9 protein-coding genes are annotated in these 13,458 nt (G+C 58.4%); 5 read left to right on the forward strand and 4 right to left on the reverse strand.

Annotated elements, in window-relative coordinates; genetic code table 11:
* The first annotated feature begins 199 nt into the window (after positions 1-199).
* From HMPREF3098_RS06860 to HMPREF3098_RS11015, 4 genes are all read left to right on the forward strand, one after another.
* Entirely contained in the window at positions 200-1,342 is a 1,143-nt protein-coding gene (locus HMPREF3098_RS06860) for a glutamyl-Q tRNA(Asp) synthetase (RefSeq protein ID WP_083284316.1), read from the forward strand.
* Positions 1,343-2,279: 937 nt separating this feature from the next.
* Positions 2,280-3,578 (forward strand): metallophosphoesterase family protein, encoded by a 1,299-nt coding sequence (locus tag HMPREF3098_RS06865; protein WP_070434531.1) that lies wholly within the window; start codon positions 2,280-2,282, stop codon positions 3,576-3,578.
* Positions 3,579-3,707: 129 nt separating this feature from the next.
* Complete coding sequence (locus tag HMPREF3098_RS06870) at positions 3,708-3,962, forward strand: type II toxin-antitoxin system Phd/YefM family antitoxin (RefSeq protein WP_035115230.1); 255 nt, start codon at positions 3,708-3,710, stop codon at positions 3,960-3,962.
* A gap of 2 nt (positions 3,963-3,964) precedes the next feature.
* On the forward strand, positions 3,965-4,228 hold the full coding sequence (locus tag HMPREF3098_RS11015; RefSeq protein ID WP_035115228.1) for a Txe/YoeB family addiction module toxin: 264 nt from the start codon (positions 3,965-3,967) through the stop codon (positions 4,226-4,228).
* A 111-nt stretch (positions 4,229-4,339) separates the two neighbouring features.
* Here the strand turns inward: HMPREF3098_RS11015 and HMPREF3098_RS06875 are convergent, their stop codons facing one another.
* From HMPREF3098_RS06875 to HMPREF3098_RS06885, 3 genes are all read right to left on the reverse strand, one after another.
* Complete coding sequence (locus HMPREF3098_RS06875; protein WP_070434532.1) at positions 4,340-5,428, reverse strand: nicotinate-nucleotide diphosphorylase; 1,089 nt, start codon at positions 5,426-5,428, stop codon at positions 4,340-4,342.
* A gap of 3 nt (positions 5,429-5,431) precedes the next feature.
* Positions 5,432-6,619, reverse strand: coding sequence for a quinolinate synthase NadA (gene nadA, locus HMPREF3098_RS06880; protein WP_070434533.1), 1,188 nt, complete (start codon positions 6,617-6,619; stop codon positions 5,432-5,434).
* Between the two features lie 175 nt (positions 6,620-6,794).
* Complete coding sequence (locus HMPREF3098_RS06885) at positions 6,795-7,598, reverse strand: crotonase/enoyl-CoA hydratase family protein (RefSeq protein ID WP_371440972.1); 804 nt, start codon at positions 7,596-7,598, stop codon at positions 6,795-6,797.
* Positions 7,599-8,553: 955 nt separating this feature from the next.
* On the opposite strand from HMPREF3098_RS06885, the gene HMPREF3098_RS06890 reads away from it, so the two are divergent.
* On the forward strand, positions 8,554-9,645 hold the full coding sequence (locus tag HMPREF3098_RS06890; protein WP_246815877.1) for a Fic family protein: 1,092 nt from the start codon (positions 8,554-8,556) through the stop codon (positions 9,643-9,645).
* Between the two features lie 152 nt (positions 9,646-9,797).
* Here HMPREF3098_RS06890 and HMPREF3098_RS06895 read toward each other — a convergent pair whose 3' ends face one another.
* Positions 9,798-13,403 carry a DEAD/DEAH box helicase family protein gene (locus tag HMPREF3098_RS06895; RefSeq protein WP_070434535.1) on the reverse strand — a complete coding sequence of 1,202 codons (3,606 nt, stop codon included), beginning with the start codon at positions 13,401-13,403 and terminating at the stop codon, positions 9,798-9,800.
* Positions 13,404-13,458: the final 55 nt, after the last annotated feature.

The following is a 13,458-nucleotide window of genomic DNA, read 5'->3' on the forward strand; positions in this document are numbered from 1 at the left end:
AGAAGCAGAATGGGATGCGCGATGTTGTGGTTTGTCGTGTCGTTTCGTTCTGCTTTGCGGGGTTGTGGGTGCGTTTCGTTCTGCTTTTTCGACGTGGAGCGCGGGGTGGAAGAGGTTAGGGAGTAGGAGAGCGGGGAGATTGAAGGGGAAACGCGGAGGGGGCGGGTAGCGCGTGCAGGGAAACCCTAGAATGCAAGTCATGACCTCATCGGACTCTCGCCCGGGCATCGACCCGAATGTTTCTGCTGCAGGCGGGGACGAAACTCCTGCCAGCCCCGCCGGTCGGTACGCGCCGTCCCCTAGCGGGGACTTGCACCTGGGCAATTTGCGCACAGCGGTGCTGGCATGGCTTTTCGCACGTCACGCCGGCCTTGCCTTCCGTATGCGCATTGATGACATCGACGCGCAGCGATCCTCCCCCACGTCGGCGGCGCGGCAGTTGGAAGACTTGGCGTCGTTGGGAATAGACCACGACGGCCCGGTGGCGAGCCAGCAAGAAAACCTCAACCACTACGCGGCTGCGCTGGGAAAACTGCAGGCCGCCGGACTGGTGTATGAATGCTATTGCTCGCGTAAGGATATCCAGGAGGCTAGCCGTGCGCCGCATGTGAGGCCGGGAGTATACCCCGGGACGTGTCGCTCGTTGAGCAGCGCTCAGCGCACCGCTGCCCGCGACCAGCTACGTGCACGAGGGCGGGTGCCGGCTTTGCGGTTGGCGTCCGATGTGGACTCGTGGCAGGTGGCAGAGCTTTTTTCCGCACAGGCCACGGATGGGGTGTACCGCGACGAAGTTGATGACATGGTCCTGCGCCGCGGTGGCAACGTGCTGCCGGGTTGCGCGCCGGACGAAGAGGGCGATGATGGCGCGGGTGGACACGCGAATGATTACGCGTACAACTTAGCGGTGGTGGTAGACGATGCCCTGTCGGGCGTGCGGCAGGTCGTGCGCGGGGATGACCTGCTGAGCTCAGCGCCGCGGCAGGCGTATGTGGCGCATCTGCTGGGGTTAGAACCGGTGGAGTATGTGCACGTCCCGCTGGTTTTGGGGCCGGAGGGCAGAAGGCTGGCGAAGCGGGATGGGGCGGTGACCTTGCGCGAGGTGGAGTCGCCGGCGGCGGCGCTGGGGTGGATTCTGGATTCGCTGGGGGATGCTGTGGGCGCGGGAGCGCGGCAGGCGGTGTGCGAGCTGGCGCGTGAAGTGGGCACGGGGGCGCCAAGTTTCCCGCCGAACCGCGCACATGAGGTCCTCGCTAGGGCGTTGGCCACGTTTGATCCGGAGAAGCTCTCGCGGGAACCGGTGCAGTGGAGCGGTATTAACCGGCCTCCTAGTGCGTCTTCGTGACGGAGATTTGCCAAGCACTTTCGAGGGGAATCCGCCACCATTCGGAATCCAGAATATTCCCAGCAATCCCGGGTCGAAAGCATTCGATAGGGGATTCGGTCATCCTTCAGATGCTTCCATCGACGATCCATTCTAGTAATCGCATACTTATACGTGTGCAGAGCAATTGCGAATCGTACATGTGAAAGCAATTGACGTCATTTATCTCCCACAATGATGCGGAAACATCTGAGTGGTAGCTCCTGCCTGTCCATGCGAACCCTACCTGTCCAGACGAACCCTCAAGATAATTCTGTTTGTCGAAAGCGGTCGAAATAGAGGTCTGGATCAATCGGTTGCGCTGTTGAAATGCGTGCTTTTAAGGTGACGGGACAGTCTCCATACATGGCTTGAATCACAGGCCACACGCTAAGGTTATTTCAGTTCCGCGGAAGAATCTTTGGAGTGGCCCTTTGGCCTAGAGTTCAACACGGCTCGTCGCCGTTTTATCGGGGCCGGACACCCGACCCCCCTTCCGTGCACGCTTGCTGCCCGAGGGCCAGTCGATGAAGAAATATGAGGCCCATCTGATCAGGGCTTGAAACGAAAAGGTTTTGGGAAAACCAGGGGATAAGGGGTCAGGGTGCGATTCCGCGGCTTGGTTTGGAGCCTGAGTTGGTTCGGCGGCAAGGGCATCGGGAACGAAGCTAAAGAGCCTGATAATGGCCATGCAAGTTCTGCCTAGGGTCGTGCGCACCGCCGCACCGCACCACCCCGCACCGCCGCGCCGCACCACCCCGCACCGCCGCCCCGCGCCACACCCATTGCAACGCCGTCCCGCCCAGCACAGCTCCTCCAAGCATTTAAGTCCGCGTTAACATCGCAGTAACCTCCAACCCCTATCCTCTCCGATTGTCCACCAATCCAATGTTTAGCACCCAGGAGAGGAACCCCTCCCGTGTCGCAAGAAAACCCCACGCCCGCCCGCAAGGTCAGTCGCCGCGCAGTCTTGGGAGGTAGCTCCGCACTGGCAGCAACCGCTGCGGCCACTGGCATCCTCGGCGCAGCTCAAGCACAGTCTGCACTGGGCTCAAGCATGCGGTCCAGTATGGGCTCTGGCCTCGGCTCATCCACGCCAGGCCACAGTGCCAACCCCGGCGAGAGTGGCACACCAGCCCAACTCCCGCTGCGTTTCCAGCCCGATGGCCGCTTCAAGATTGTTCAATTCAATGACACGCAGGACGATCATCTCACCGACCGCCGCACCATCGAATTCATGGGCAAGGTTCTCGACCAGGAAAAGCCAAACTTCGCGCTCATTAACGGCGATGTCATCACCGATGGCCCCCAGAACCCCCGCCAGGTCTACGAGGCGATCAACAACGTGGTTCTCCCCATGGAAACCCGCGGCATCCCGTGGGCGATCACTTTCGGCAACCACGATGAAGATTCCGTCGAGGACGCGAACACCGGCGTCTACGAGCACCACATGGCCGACTTCGTTCGCCAGTACAAGCACAACTTGAATCCCGTTGCACCTGATCGGCCTTTTGGTCATTCCGACGCCCACCTGCTCATCGCCTCCGCTAAGGACCAGGCTCGCGCCACATTCGGCATCTGGCTACTGGATTCGGGCAACTACTTGCCGGAAGCGGATCCGGTGCAAAAGAACGATGATATTCCACACTACGATTACATCCGACCAGCTCAGGTGGAATGGTACGTCAATGCGTCGAAGGCAGCGGAACAGCGTTACGGGGCGAAAATTCCGAGCTTAATGTACTTCCATATCCCCACCTATGAGCACCGCGATATGTGGTACGGCGGCCCAGCCAAGCATCTCGAGGTCAACCACATTAAGGCGAAGTCCACGTTCAACATCGATGGTGTGAAGAACGAGGATGTGTACTACGGCTCGTTCAACTCCGGTATCTATGGCGCGGTCCGCGACCGCGGCGATGTGCTGGGAATCTACTGCGGGCACGACCACATCAATAGCTACAAGGGTGATTACTTTGGTGTTGAACTGGGTTACTGCCCAGGCACAGGGTTCGCGCCTTATGGGTTGCATGATGGAACGTGGCAGCAGCACACTCTCCGTGGCGCCCGCGTGTTCGAGCTGAATGAGAATTCCGAGAAGATCTACGAATCCACTCGACTGATCTTCGCGAAGGATCTGGGCCTCGACATGCAACCGAAGAAGCTGCCCATCGCGAAGCCGGAAGCGCTGCCGGACTACGTGAAGCGGCCGAGCTAACCCGAGCTGCCGAACTACCCCCAGCTGCCTGCCCGTGTGGGCGTAACCGTCAAAGGCAGGTCCAATGAGAACCCCGGACTTGACCTCGGCTAACGCCCTATGTACGGTTTTCCGTACAGGAGGTGCGCTGTGAAAACAATTAGTTACACTGAATCGCGCGCGAACTATGCGCAGGTGCTGGACGACGTGGTGAATAATCGGGAGGAAACAATCGTTACGCGGGCCGGCCATGAACCGGTGGTGATTGTTTCGTTAGAGGATTACGAATCACTGCGCGAAACGGCTTATTTGCTGCGTTCGCCAGCCAACGCCCGGCGTTTGCTGGATTCGATCGATCGTTTGGAAAACTCGGGTGGTTCTGAACACGGTTTGATCGAGGACTAAAGATGGCCCGTCTGGTCTGGGATGAGTCCGCTTGGGAAGATTATCTATGGTGGCAGCGGGAAGATAGGCGAACGTTAAAAAGAATTAATACCCTCATTCGCGATATCACGCGAAATGGTAACGAAGGCATCGGCAAACCAGAAGCTCTAAAACATGGGTTCTCCGGTTACTGGTCCCGCCGGATTACTGACGAGCATCGGTTGATTTATAAATTGTTAAATGACGAAGTCCGAATTGCTAGTTGCCGCTACCACTATGGAAAATGACCCCGTTGGATCCGCGGGGGTCGCATTCGTAACCGACTGCTCTCTTCGTAACCGACTGCTCTGTCCGCAACCGCTAAACTCGCTGCCGGACTACCCCCTCGCCCGGTGGGGCTAGTAATCCAGACCAATATCGAGGGCGCGGACAGAGTGGGTCAATGCGCCCACCGCCAAATAATCCACTCCGGTTTCCGCGTAACTCCGGGCCACATCCAGCGTCAATCCGCCAGAGGATTCCAGCTTGACTACGGTGTCTCGGCCTTGGAGGGCGGCATCGCGGCGTCGAACCGCTTCGATAGTTCCACCCACGCTGAAGTTATCCAGCAAAATCAATTCCGGCGGCTGGGGGAGGGCTAATAGCGCGTCGAGCTGGTCGAGAGTATCGACCTCCACCTCGCAGGTTACGTGCGGTGCATCGGCACGAATGGCACGCAGGGCCTCGATTACGCCGGCGGTGGCATCTGCCGCGGAGTTGGTGCCGGTCGCGCCGTTCACGTCGGCCACGGCAGACCTTCCAGCCGCCACACTCTTCCCGGCCGTTTTCCCCCGTTCCGTTGTCCCGCCAATTCGGCGCGCAGCCGCGGCCACGTGGTTGTCCTTGATCATCGCGGCATCCCCCAACCCCATGCGGTGATTGCTGCCCCCAGCTGCGCGAACAGCGTACTTCTGCAGTCCGCGCATGCCGGGCAAGGTCTTCCGGGTGTCACGGATTTCGGCTCCGGTGCCCGCCACCGTATCCACCCATCGGCGGGTTTCTGTAGCGACGCCACAAGCGTGCGTGAGCAGATTCAACATTGTGCGTTCCGCGGTCAGCAGCAGGCGGGTCGGCGCCTGTACCTCGGCGATGGCCTGCCCTGGAAGGACGCGGTCACCATCGTTGACCAGCAGGTGGATGCGCACACCGGCGGCTTCGCGGGCGAGGGCGCGCTCAGCGGCGGAACTCTCTGGGCTGGTTTCGGCACGCGCGGCCACCTCGGCTTCGGAGGCGGGCTCGTTTTCCAACAGGACGTCGAAGACCCAGCCGATGACTTCCAGTGCAGCGACCACACCGTTTTCGCGGGTGAGGAAACGCGCTTCGGAAATCTCTTGGGCATCTACGGTGGCAAGTGTGGTGATGTCTGGACCGTAGGCCAGATCTTCGCGCAGTGCGGCGCGGATCAGGCCGCGAGTGTTGTTTTCGTTGAGAGGCCGAATTGCAGCCATGAACTATTCACCACTTCCCGGGTTGCCGATGGCAATCATGGCTTCTAGCGAGGCGCGCGCTTTCGAGGCAACCTCTGTCGGAACATCAACTTCATCCATCCCGTCGGCAAGGCATCGCAGTAGCGCTGCCGGGGTGATCATCTTCATGTATACGCAGGATGCGCGGTCGTTGATCGGTTGGAAGTCCACCTCTGGCGCGGCTTGGCGCAGCTGGTGGAGCATGCCGATTTCGGTCGCGACCAGTACTTTGCGGGACGTACGCGACGCGCGCGGTGCGGTAGTGACGGCTGTGCCATTATGCCCACCAGAGCTGTTGGCACCGCCTTCCGCCGCTCCGGTTGCGCCCGTATCGCGCGTCCCTCCAGTGCTTCCGGCCTGTCCGTCCGAACCAGTGGTTCCTTCCGCTTTCGCCATATCTAGCATCCCGCCGGTGGACAGCATGTGCACGCGTTCTTTTTCAATTGTGCCTTCGCCGGCGAGGTAAATGGCGGAGTTCGCGCATCCGCATTCCGGGTGAATGTATAGGTCAGCATCGGGGTTGGCCTTGGCTTGTTCGGCCAGTTCGGCGCCGTTGATGCCCGCGTGGACGTGGCATTCCCCAGCCCACACACGGATGTTGTCGCGGCCCGTTTCGCGTTGCACGTGGGCACCCAGGAATTGATCGGGGCAGAACAGGACTTCTTTATCAGGATCGATGGATTTCACCACATCGACGGCATTGGAGGACGTGCAGCAGATGTCCGTCAGCGCCTTCACATCGGCGGTGGTGTTGACGTAGCTCACCACCACAGCCTCTGGGTGTTCCGCCTTCCATTCGCGCAGTTCATCGGCGCTGATGGAGTCCGCCAGCGAGCATCCGGCTTCCTCATCGGGAATCAGCACGGTCTTGTTGGGGGAGAGGATCTTTGCGCTCTCGGCCATGAAGTGCACACCGCAGAACACGATCACGTCCGCATCCGTCTCCGCGGCCTTACGCGATAGCGCCAGCGAATCCCCCGTGAAATCCGCGATGTCTTGGATCTCCGGGATTTGGTAATTGTGGGCTAGGATCACGGCGTTTCGCGCTTCCTTCAAGCGCTTGATCTCTGCGGCCCATTCTTCGTTTGCCTCGACGCCTCCCCATACTCCCTGTTCCCGTTTCACTTTGGGCAAAAGGGCAGATTTTAACTGCGGGAGGGGGGAATTCGTCATTGGTACACGTCCTTTCACAAGAGCCTGCGTTGTGGTCCACGTGGCGTTTGTCCTATTTCCATGTGCGCGGTTTGCCGGTTATGGCTGGGTGGTGTGCGGTGCGGGCTTATCCCCGGTCGGGGACAAGCCCGCGCGTAGCGTTGCGTTGATGCGCACATGAACTGCGGTTTTGGGTCTATCGTACCGACCGCGGCAGGAACTTCGTCAATCGCCTGTTGTCTGCGCTGCTGTGGGCATTGCCGATGGACTTGGTTTCCCGCCCCAGCTTCTGCGCGATTCGGGTGTTCTGTAGCGTCAGCAACCGCGCTTGGCGCACGCGCTCCTTGAAAAACGTTGCGCGTGGCCCCTTGGCCCAGGTTTCATCGAACAAGCGCTTGGCATATGCAACCGAATCTGGGGAGCGTGCAATCAACTGATGGGCCAGCTCCTCCGCGGCAGCGATGGGATCGGATGAAACTTCACTGGCCAGGCCCAGCTCTGCTGCCTTTTCGCCCGTCAGAATCTCCCCAGTCATGGCCAGGCGTTTGGCTGTATCGATCGGCAGAATTTGCTTCAGCGAAGCGATGCCGGACATATCGGGTACCAACCCCCATTTGGCTTCGAGGACGGACCAGGAGGCGTCGGCGGAAGTAAAACGGTAATCCGCAGCGGCGGCGATCTGCACGCCTCCGCCGAAACAGTAGCCTTCCACGGCTGCGATCACGGGGATGGGAAGACGACGCCACGCCCAGGGTGCTTCTTGGAAAGTATTAGTGCCTCGCCACGGGCGGGGTGCGAAGGTGCGGGCGAGTTTCGCGGGGGATTTGAGGGCGGAGGCGAAGTCCAGCCCGGCGCTGAAGTTGCCGCCGGCACCGGAGAGGATGACTACGCGGATCGCACGGTCGCGGCGGATGGTGCGGGCAACGGAGATGAGTTCATCGAGGACGGGGAGGGTCAGCGAGTTGAGCTTGTCTGGGCGGTTGAGCGTGACGTAGGCGATGCCGTTGGGCTCGCCGGTCTGCGGATCGGCGCCTTTGATGAGGCTGACGGGGCTGTCCGTGAGGGGCGCGGAGGTGGAGGTGGAGGGGAAGCTGGCGGCGGAGGTGGCGGCGGAGGTGGAGGAGGAATTGTCGGCCGAGTTGTCGATGGGGGAGCTGGCGGAGGTTGCGGCGGAGTTGCCGATGGGGAAGCTGCCGGCGGAGGTGGAAGAGGAATTGTCGGCCGAGTTGTCGATGGGGGAGCTGGCGGAGGTTGCGGCGGAGTTGCCGATGGGGGAGTTGCCGGCGGAGGTGGCGGCGGAGGTGGTCTTGCGGCCTTGATCATGAGCGTTCATGCCTCATGACGCTATCGGTTGAGCGGGGCTGGTGTGTGCTGATTCCGGAAGTTGCTACTGCGCGTTGATTTCTGAGGTAGCTACTGCGTGTTGATCCCGGGAGTTGCTGGTGTGTGCTGATTCCGGAAGTTGGGAAAGCGGCCCCGCTGGGATCCATCCTCCCAATGTGTGGGACATGTCGATTTTTTGCGAAAATTTCGACACGTTCGGCGGACATGTCGATTTGGTGTACATGTCAGCGCCTCAGGGGGCTGCTCGTAGGACGTTTCTTGTTGCGCAACACCGTTCTCGTTCTATGGTGGGGCGGATTATTTGTGGGAGCGGTTGGAGTCGGTGCGACCCCGACGTGCGCGTGTCTCCGACGCATCCAAAACCCGCTTTGACCCGCCACGATCGATCTCACGCTTACGTCGTTCATAGAAACGGCGCGCTTCGGGAGCATGTGAATTCGTATTGACTGGACGGCTAGCTGTGTGTTCCGGGTATTGAATAGAGGCAGTGCGAGCGAGGCAGTTGCTTTGGCGATTGCAAGAATGCTCACGGGGGCCTCACGAGTGATTGGGATATGTCGATTTTTTGCGAAGATTTCGACACGTCCGGCGGACATGTTTATTCTGTGTACATGTCAGCGCCTCAGGGGTTTCATCCGGATCACCCATTCAACGACTTGCCAGCACTTCCGCCTGCGGAAGTGCTGGAAACAACTGCGGTACTCAAAGACGTTATCGAGGCCCGTGCGGCGCTATCAGCACTGAACACAGCGTGCAGTCTGATCCCAAACCCGGACATCATTACATCGACGATTCCGTTGCGGGAGGCCCAGGCCTCAACGGAGATCGAAAACATTGTCACAACTAACGATGAACTGTTTAAAGCTGAATGGAAGGTTGATGCAGCGCCTTCTCCCGCGACGAAGGAAGCGCTAAATTACAAAGAGGCCCTCTACTGGGGCGTAGACTCCCTGCAGATGCGGCCAGTTTCAGAGAAGACCGCAATCCAAGTATGCAGCAAATTATCGGGTAGGCCCATGCAGGTGCGGTCGACCCCAGGGACCTATATTGGGGATCCCCGAAATCAACTGCGGTTATATACACCACCTGAAGGCAAGGAAGTTATTGAGCGGCACCTCTCTTCATGGGAGAACTTTCTTTATAGTGATCACGGATTGGATCCATTGGTGCTGATGGCTGCGACGCATTATCAGTTCGAGGCTATCCACCCCTTTTACGACGGCAACGGGCGAACTGGGAGGATCCTCAACATCCTATTGCTGATGCAGTTGGATGTGTTGCGGTTGCCAGTCCTGTATTTGTCTGGCTTTATCGTGGACAATAAATCCGATTATTACGCTTTGTTGCGGAGGGTGACTGCCGAAAAAGCCTGGGAAGATTGGATTCGATTCATGGTGCGCGGAGTACGAGAATCTGCGGAGGCAGCGACATCTCTGATTAACGAGCTGCGTGGTTTGCAGGAGGATACTTCCAAGCAGATACGATCCTTGGGCATCACTGCTGGGGCGGATCTCTCGTCGTTGCTTTTTGTGAAGCCCTACGTGAGAATCACCGATCTGGTCGATGCGGGTTTAGCCCGGCGCCAAACATCCTCTATGTGGCTGGCACAATTGGTTCAAGCAGGTGTGTTGGAGGAAAGGAAAGTAGGGCGAAGCAAGGTTTTCGCTAACCGGAAAGCACTTACCGTCCTGACCCGTCGTTAGTGGGGCTTGGCTCCTATTAGTCCCCGGGCCCCTTGAGGTGGACATGGGAGAGGCTCATTTCACTCAAAACGCTGCCGGCTGCTCGATTTTACGACGAGGGAGGGCTCGTTGTTTTGGGGTGGTGGCTTGTCTTTTTACGACGGGGAGGAACGCTAGCTGACGTTGGCGGTGGAGTTGATGCGTTCCAGTTTGTTCATCAGGTTAACGATCACAGTCTGGTTGCCTCTGAATAAATCCGCGGCGCGTCCATAAGGGTAGAAGGACTCGCTAGCGGCTTCCTGCATTGTCAATCCGCCGTTAGTCACTAATACCTTGACCACGTAACGAATGAAACCGATCTGGTGAGACGTGAGGGTTGACCCCTCAAGAAGCTCGGCGAATTCGGCTTTCATAGCGCTTTCGTCCAAACCGACCAAGCGACGTATGAAAGCAGGAATTGTATCTCCACCTAGGTTTTTGCGTACTTCGGCGATACCTTTCAGACCTATATCAGCGACCATCCTTTCCAATTCGCGAACATCGGAGGGGGTAAGGGGCCGTGCAGATCGAAGCTTCTGCATAGCGAGTGAATCGCGGTGCTGCTGCAAGGCAGAGCGCAACTCATTTTCCACACGGTTGAGGTTGACGTCGACAGCCGCGTTTTCAAGTGGAATGTCTACCTCCGCAATGTCTCCAAATTCATCTTCGACGTCTAGGATGACCACTTGGCGTTTATGACGTGGTATGTATTCCACCAGTGACCGGAGTTCGCGGCGAACCGATTCTAGTTCTGTAATGGTGACCCCGTCCCACCAATCGGAGCTTATGAGAGCTTCAAGAGTGGGGCGCACTGCGGCGACGAAGGGTAGCTCGTCGGATACTCCCATGAGCTCCTCGGCGATGTATTCAACCTTTTGCCGGTTCTTTGACCAGGACCCGTTTTCGACGAGGAGGCTGAGCTGGAGCTGCAGAATGAGTAGGTCAAAGCGTTTCGCAGATTCTTTTGCTTCTGGGGTTTTCATGGGAAGGTGTGCGATATGCTCGCCGAGCTCCTCCACGTTTTCCTCGGTCAGGTTATCCCAGGACGCGCGCCGACGGAAGTGCTCCAAAAATGGGCGGTCGCGGGGGTGAACGTGGATATTCCCGAGAGAAATCGACTGAACCTTTTCATGGAGGTACGTTGCTAGTTCGTTCTGGAACTGCGGTAACGTATTTTCATCGCTTCGACCGAGAAGCGAAATGAGAGTGGCACGGCTAAGAAACAGCTTTTCCGACAGGGATATTTGACGTGTAAGACCGGTGTCTTCGGGTTGATGGTCCATAAAAAACTGCACGTTGCCACAGAAGTCAAAGACCCGGAATTTATCTTTATGCAGCAGGTTTCCGAAAAGGTGTGGGCGCAAGCGTGTGCCGCGGCCCATCATCTGCCAGAACTTGGTGGATGAGTAAACGGGTTTGAAAAAGACGAGGTTGAGTACTTCGGGTACGTCCACGCCGGTATCGAGCATGTCCACGCTGATCGCAATGTCAAGGCTGCTGGCGGGGTTCTTAAAACGTTTGAGTTCGGTGCTCGCGTACCGGGTGGAGTGCGTAATTACGGAAGCCCGTTCACCTGCGGCTTTGGGGAAAGTAGTGTCCAGCTCTTGCTTGATCAAGGCCGCGTGCTGCTGGGTTCGAGCAAAAATGATCGTTTTACCGAGGCGATCGCCACCTTCGAGTTTGAGGCCCTCATCGAAGAGGGTTTTGAGGACTTTGCGGATCGTGTCACGGTTGTAAAGGCGCGAATTAATCTCTGCGGCAGTGACCCCATCTGGTGGGTCGAGGGGGTTACCGTCTTCATCGGTCCCCCATTCAGCTGCATCCCAAGTTTGCTGCTCTTCGGGGTTGAGGTCGTCGTAGCGCATCCCACTGCGCAAGAACAGGGAGTCTTGGGCGAGAATTTGCGGTGGGACCAGGTACTTGTCTTCGATGGCCTGCTCTAGGGTATAGGAGCCGGTGGGGTCCTTGTCGTCAATGTCGAAGAGTTGGTATGTGTTGCGGTGTACTTCCGCTTTGGGGGTGGCGGTGAGGCCTAGAACGTAGGCGTCGAAGTAATCAAGGATGCGCTTGAAACGGCGATAGATAGAGCGGTGGGCCTCATCGATGATAATTAGATCGAAATCGAAGGGGCGGAACTGTGCTGGCGTATTTCCGTCGTCGTTGATCAGCCCCATCATTGTTTGATACGTCGAAATGTAGACACCCCCTACCCCGTCGGGTTTGCGCAGTACGTTCACGGGGGCGGATTCAGGGTAAAGGTCGACAAAATTGTCGTGCGCTTGATCCACCAGCGCGGTGCGGTCTGCGAGGAAGAGTACGTTACCCACCCAATTGGATTCCCGTAATAGTTTCGCAGTTGCAACGGCAACGCGGGTTTTACCCGTGCCTGTTGCCATAACTAGCAAAGCTCGGCGCTTGTAGTCGTCCTCGAAAGATTCGGTGACGCGCCGGATCATTTGCTGTTGGTAGTCTCGTCCCGCGATCTGAGGGTCGATGAGCGCAGTGGACAGGGCTGAGCGTGTGTTACGGCGGTTGATCATCCGGCGCAGTTGCTGCGCCGTGGGGTAACCTTCGACGGGCCTAGTCGGGTAGCCGCGGCCACTGCCGGGTAAGTTTGCACGGTCGTCCGTCATCTCGATGAGGTGGCCGTTGGTGCAGAAGATGATGGGGCGGCGACCGTGCTTGGTCTCGAGGCAATCAGCGTAGAGACGTGCTTGTACGGCCCCGTCGGTGAGGCTTGCACCGGAGCGCTTGGCTTCAACTACGGCGAGCGGCAGGCCGTCATCATCCCAGAGAACGTAGTCCACGTACCCGTTACCAAGGGGGCTTTCGGCGGATACCGGCATGCCGTGAACGGGGTGTTCGACGGTGACATTTTTGTCAATGTAGAATCCTGCCGCGGCGAGCATCGGGTCGATAAGATCGCGGCGAGTCTCGCTTTCGCTAATGGTCGGTGCGAGTGTGGGCGCTGCACCGGTGCCTGCCTTGGCGGCGAGTTCGTCGCGAAGTTCGGATCGCAATCGCTCGATCTCAGCATCGCGTTCAGCGCGAAGGCGGGTGAGCTGTTCGCGTGCTGCTGCGAGTTCGGCCTCAGTGGCTGCGCGTTGTTCTTCTGCTTTGGCACTACGTTGTGCGAAGAGTGCGCGTTCTTCCGCGTGTTGCTCAGCCTGGGTGAGGCGTGCCTGTTCTGCTTCACTGAGTAGCAGGGCGGTTTTGTCTAATTCGGCATCCTTTGCCTCGAGGTCTGCGGCGAGCTTCTTCACTTGCGCTTGGTTTAGTTGCGCGCTTGTCTGTGTTGCCTCTAATGCTTGTGGATTGAAGGGTGCGTGTGGTTGCGCACTGGGATTTGCAGAGTGCCGGGCAGTGGCCCATGCGAGGAGGTCGAAAAGTTGGGCCACCACTTTTTGGGCGGTTTGGGGTGTGACAGGTCGGGCGCCGTCATGGACCGCGTCGTTTCCTCGCAACCGTATATAGTGCATCTTGTCCAGTTGGGCGGTGGTGGCGACGGCAGTGAAGCGGTTGTCTTTGAGGCGCCCGAAGGTGGAGCCGTCTACGACTGAGCCAAGCGCACGAAACTCCCAGATGTGTTTGACGAGGCGCTCGAGTACACGCCGTGCGTAGAAACATGTAACGACTGGGTTGTTCAGTGCGTTGCGTTCTGCTTGTACACAGTCGTTGAGTAGGGCTGGCCACACGCGGCCCACGAACCCGAAGTTGCTGGGCGGGATCGTGTGAGTCATGGAAACTCCATCGGTTTGTCGTGCAAGTTCTGCGTAAATTTTAGCCGGTTACCCC

The sequence above is a fragment of the Corynebacterium sp. HMSC28B08 genome (genome assembly GCF_001806865.1).
Classification (GTDB): Bacteria; Actinomycetota; Actinomycetes; order Mycobacteriales; family Mycobacteriaceae; genus Corynebacterium; species Corynebacterium auriscanis.

Coding starts and splice junctions, on each gene's coding strand:
- HMPREF3098_RS06875 (WP_070434532.1), bottom strand. CDS start 5,428: ATGGCTGCAATTCGGCCTCTCAACGAAAACAACACTCGCGGCCTGATC.
- HMPREF3098_RS06890 (WP_246815877.1), top strand. CDS start 8,554: ATGTCAGCGCCTCAGGGGTTTCATCCGGATCACCCATTCAACGACTTG.
- HMPREF3098_RS11015 (WP_035115228.1), top strand. CDS start 3,965: ATGGCCCGTCTGGTCTGGGATGAGTCCGCTTGGGAAGATTATCTATGG.
- HMPREF3098_RS06895 (WP_070434535.1), bottom strand. CDS start 13,403: ATGACTCACACGATCCCGCCCAGCAACTTCGGGTTCGTGGGCCGCGTG.
- nadA (WP_070434533.1), bottom strand. CDS start 6,619: ATGACGAATTCCCCCCTCCCGCAGTTAAAATCTGCCCTTTTGCCCAAA.
- HMPREF3098_RS06860 (WP_083284316.1), top strand. CDS start 200: ATGACCTCATCGGACTCTCGCCCGGGCATCGACCCGAATGTTTCTGCT.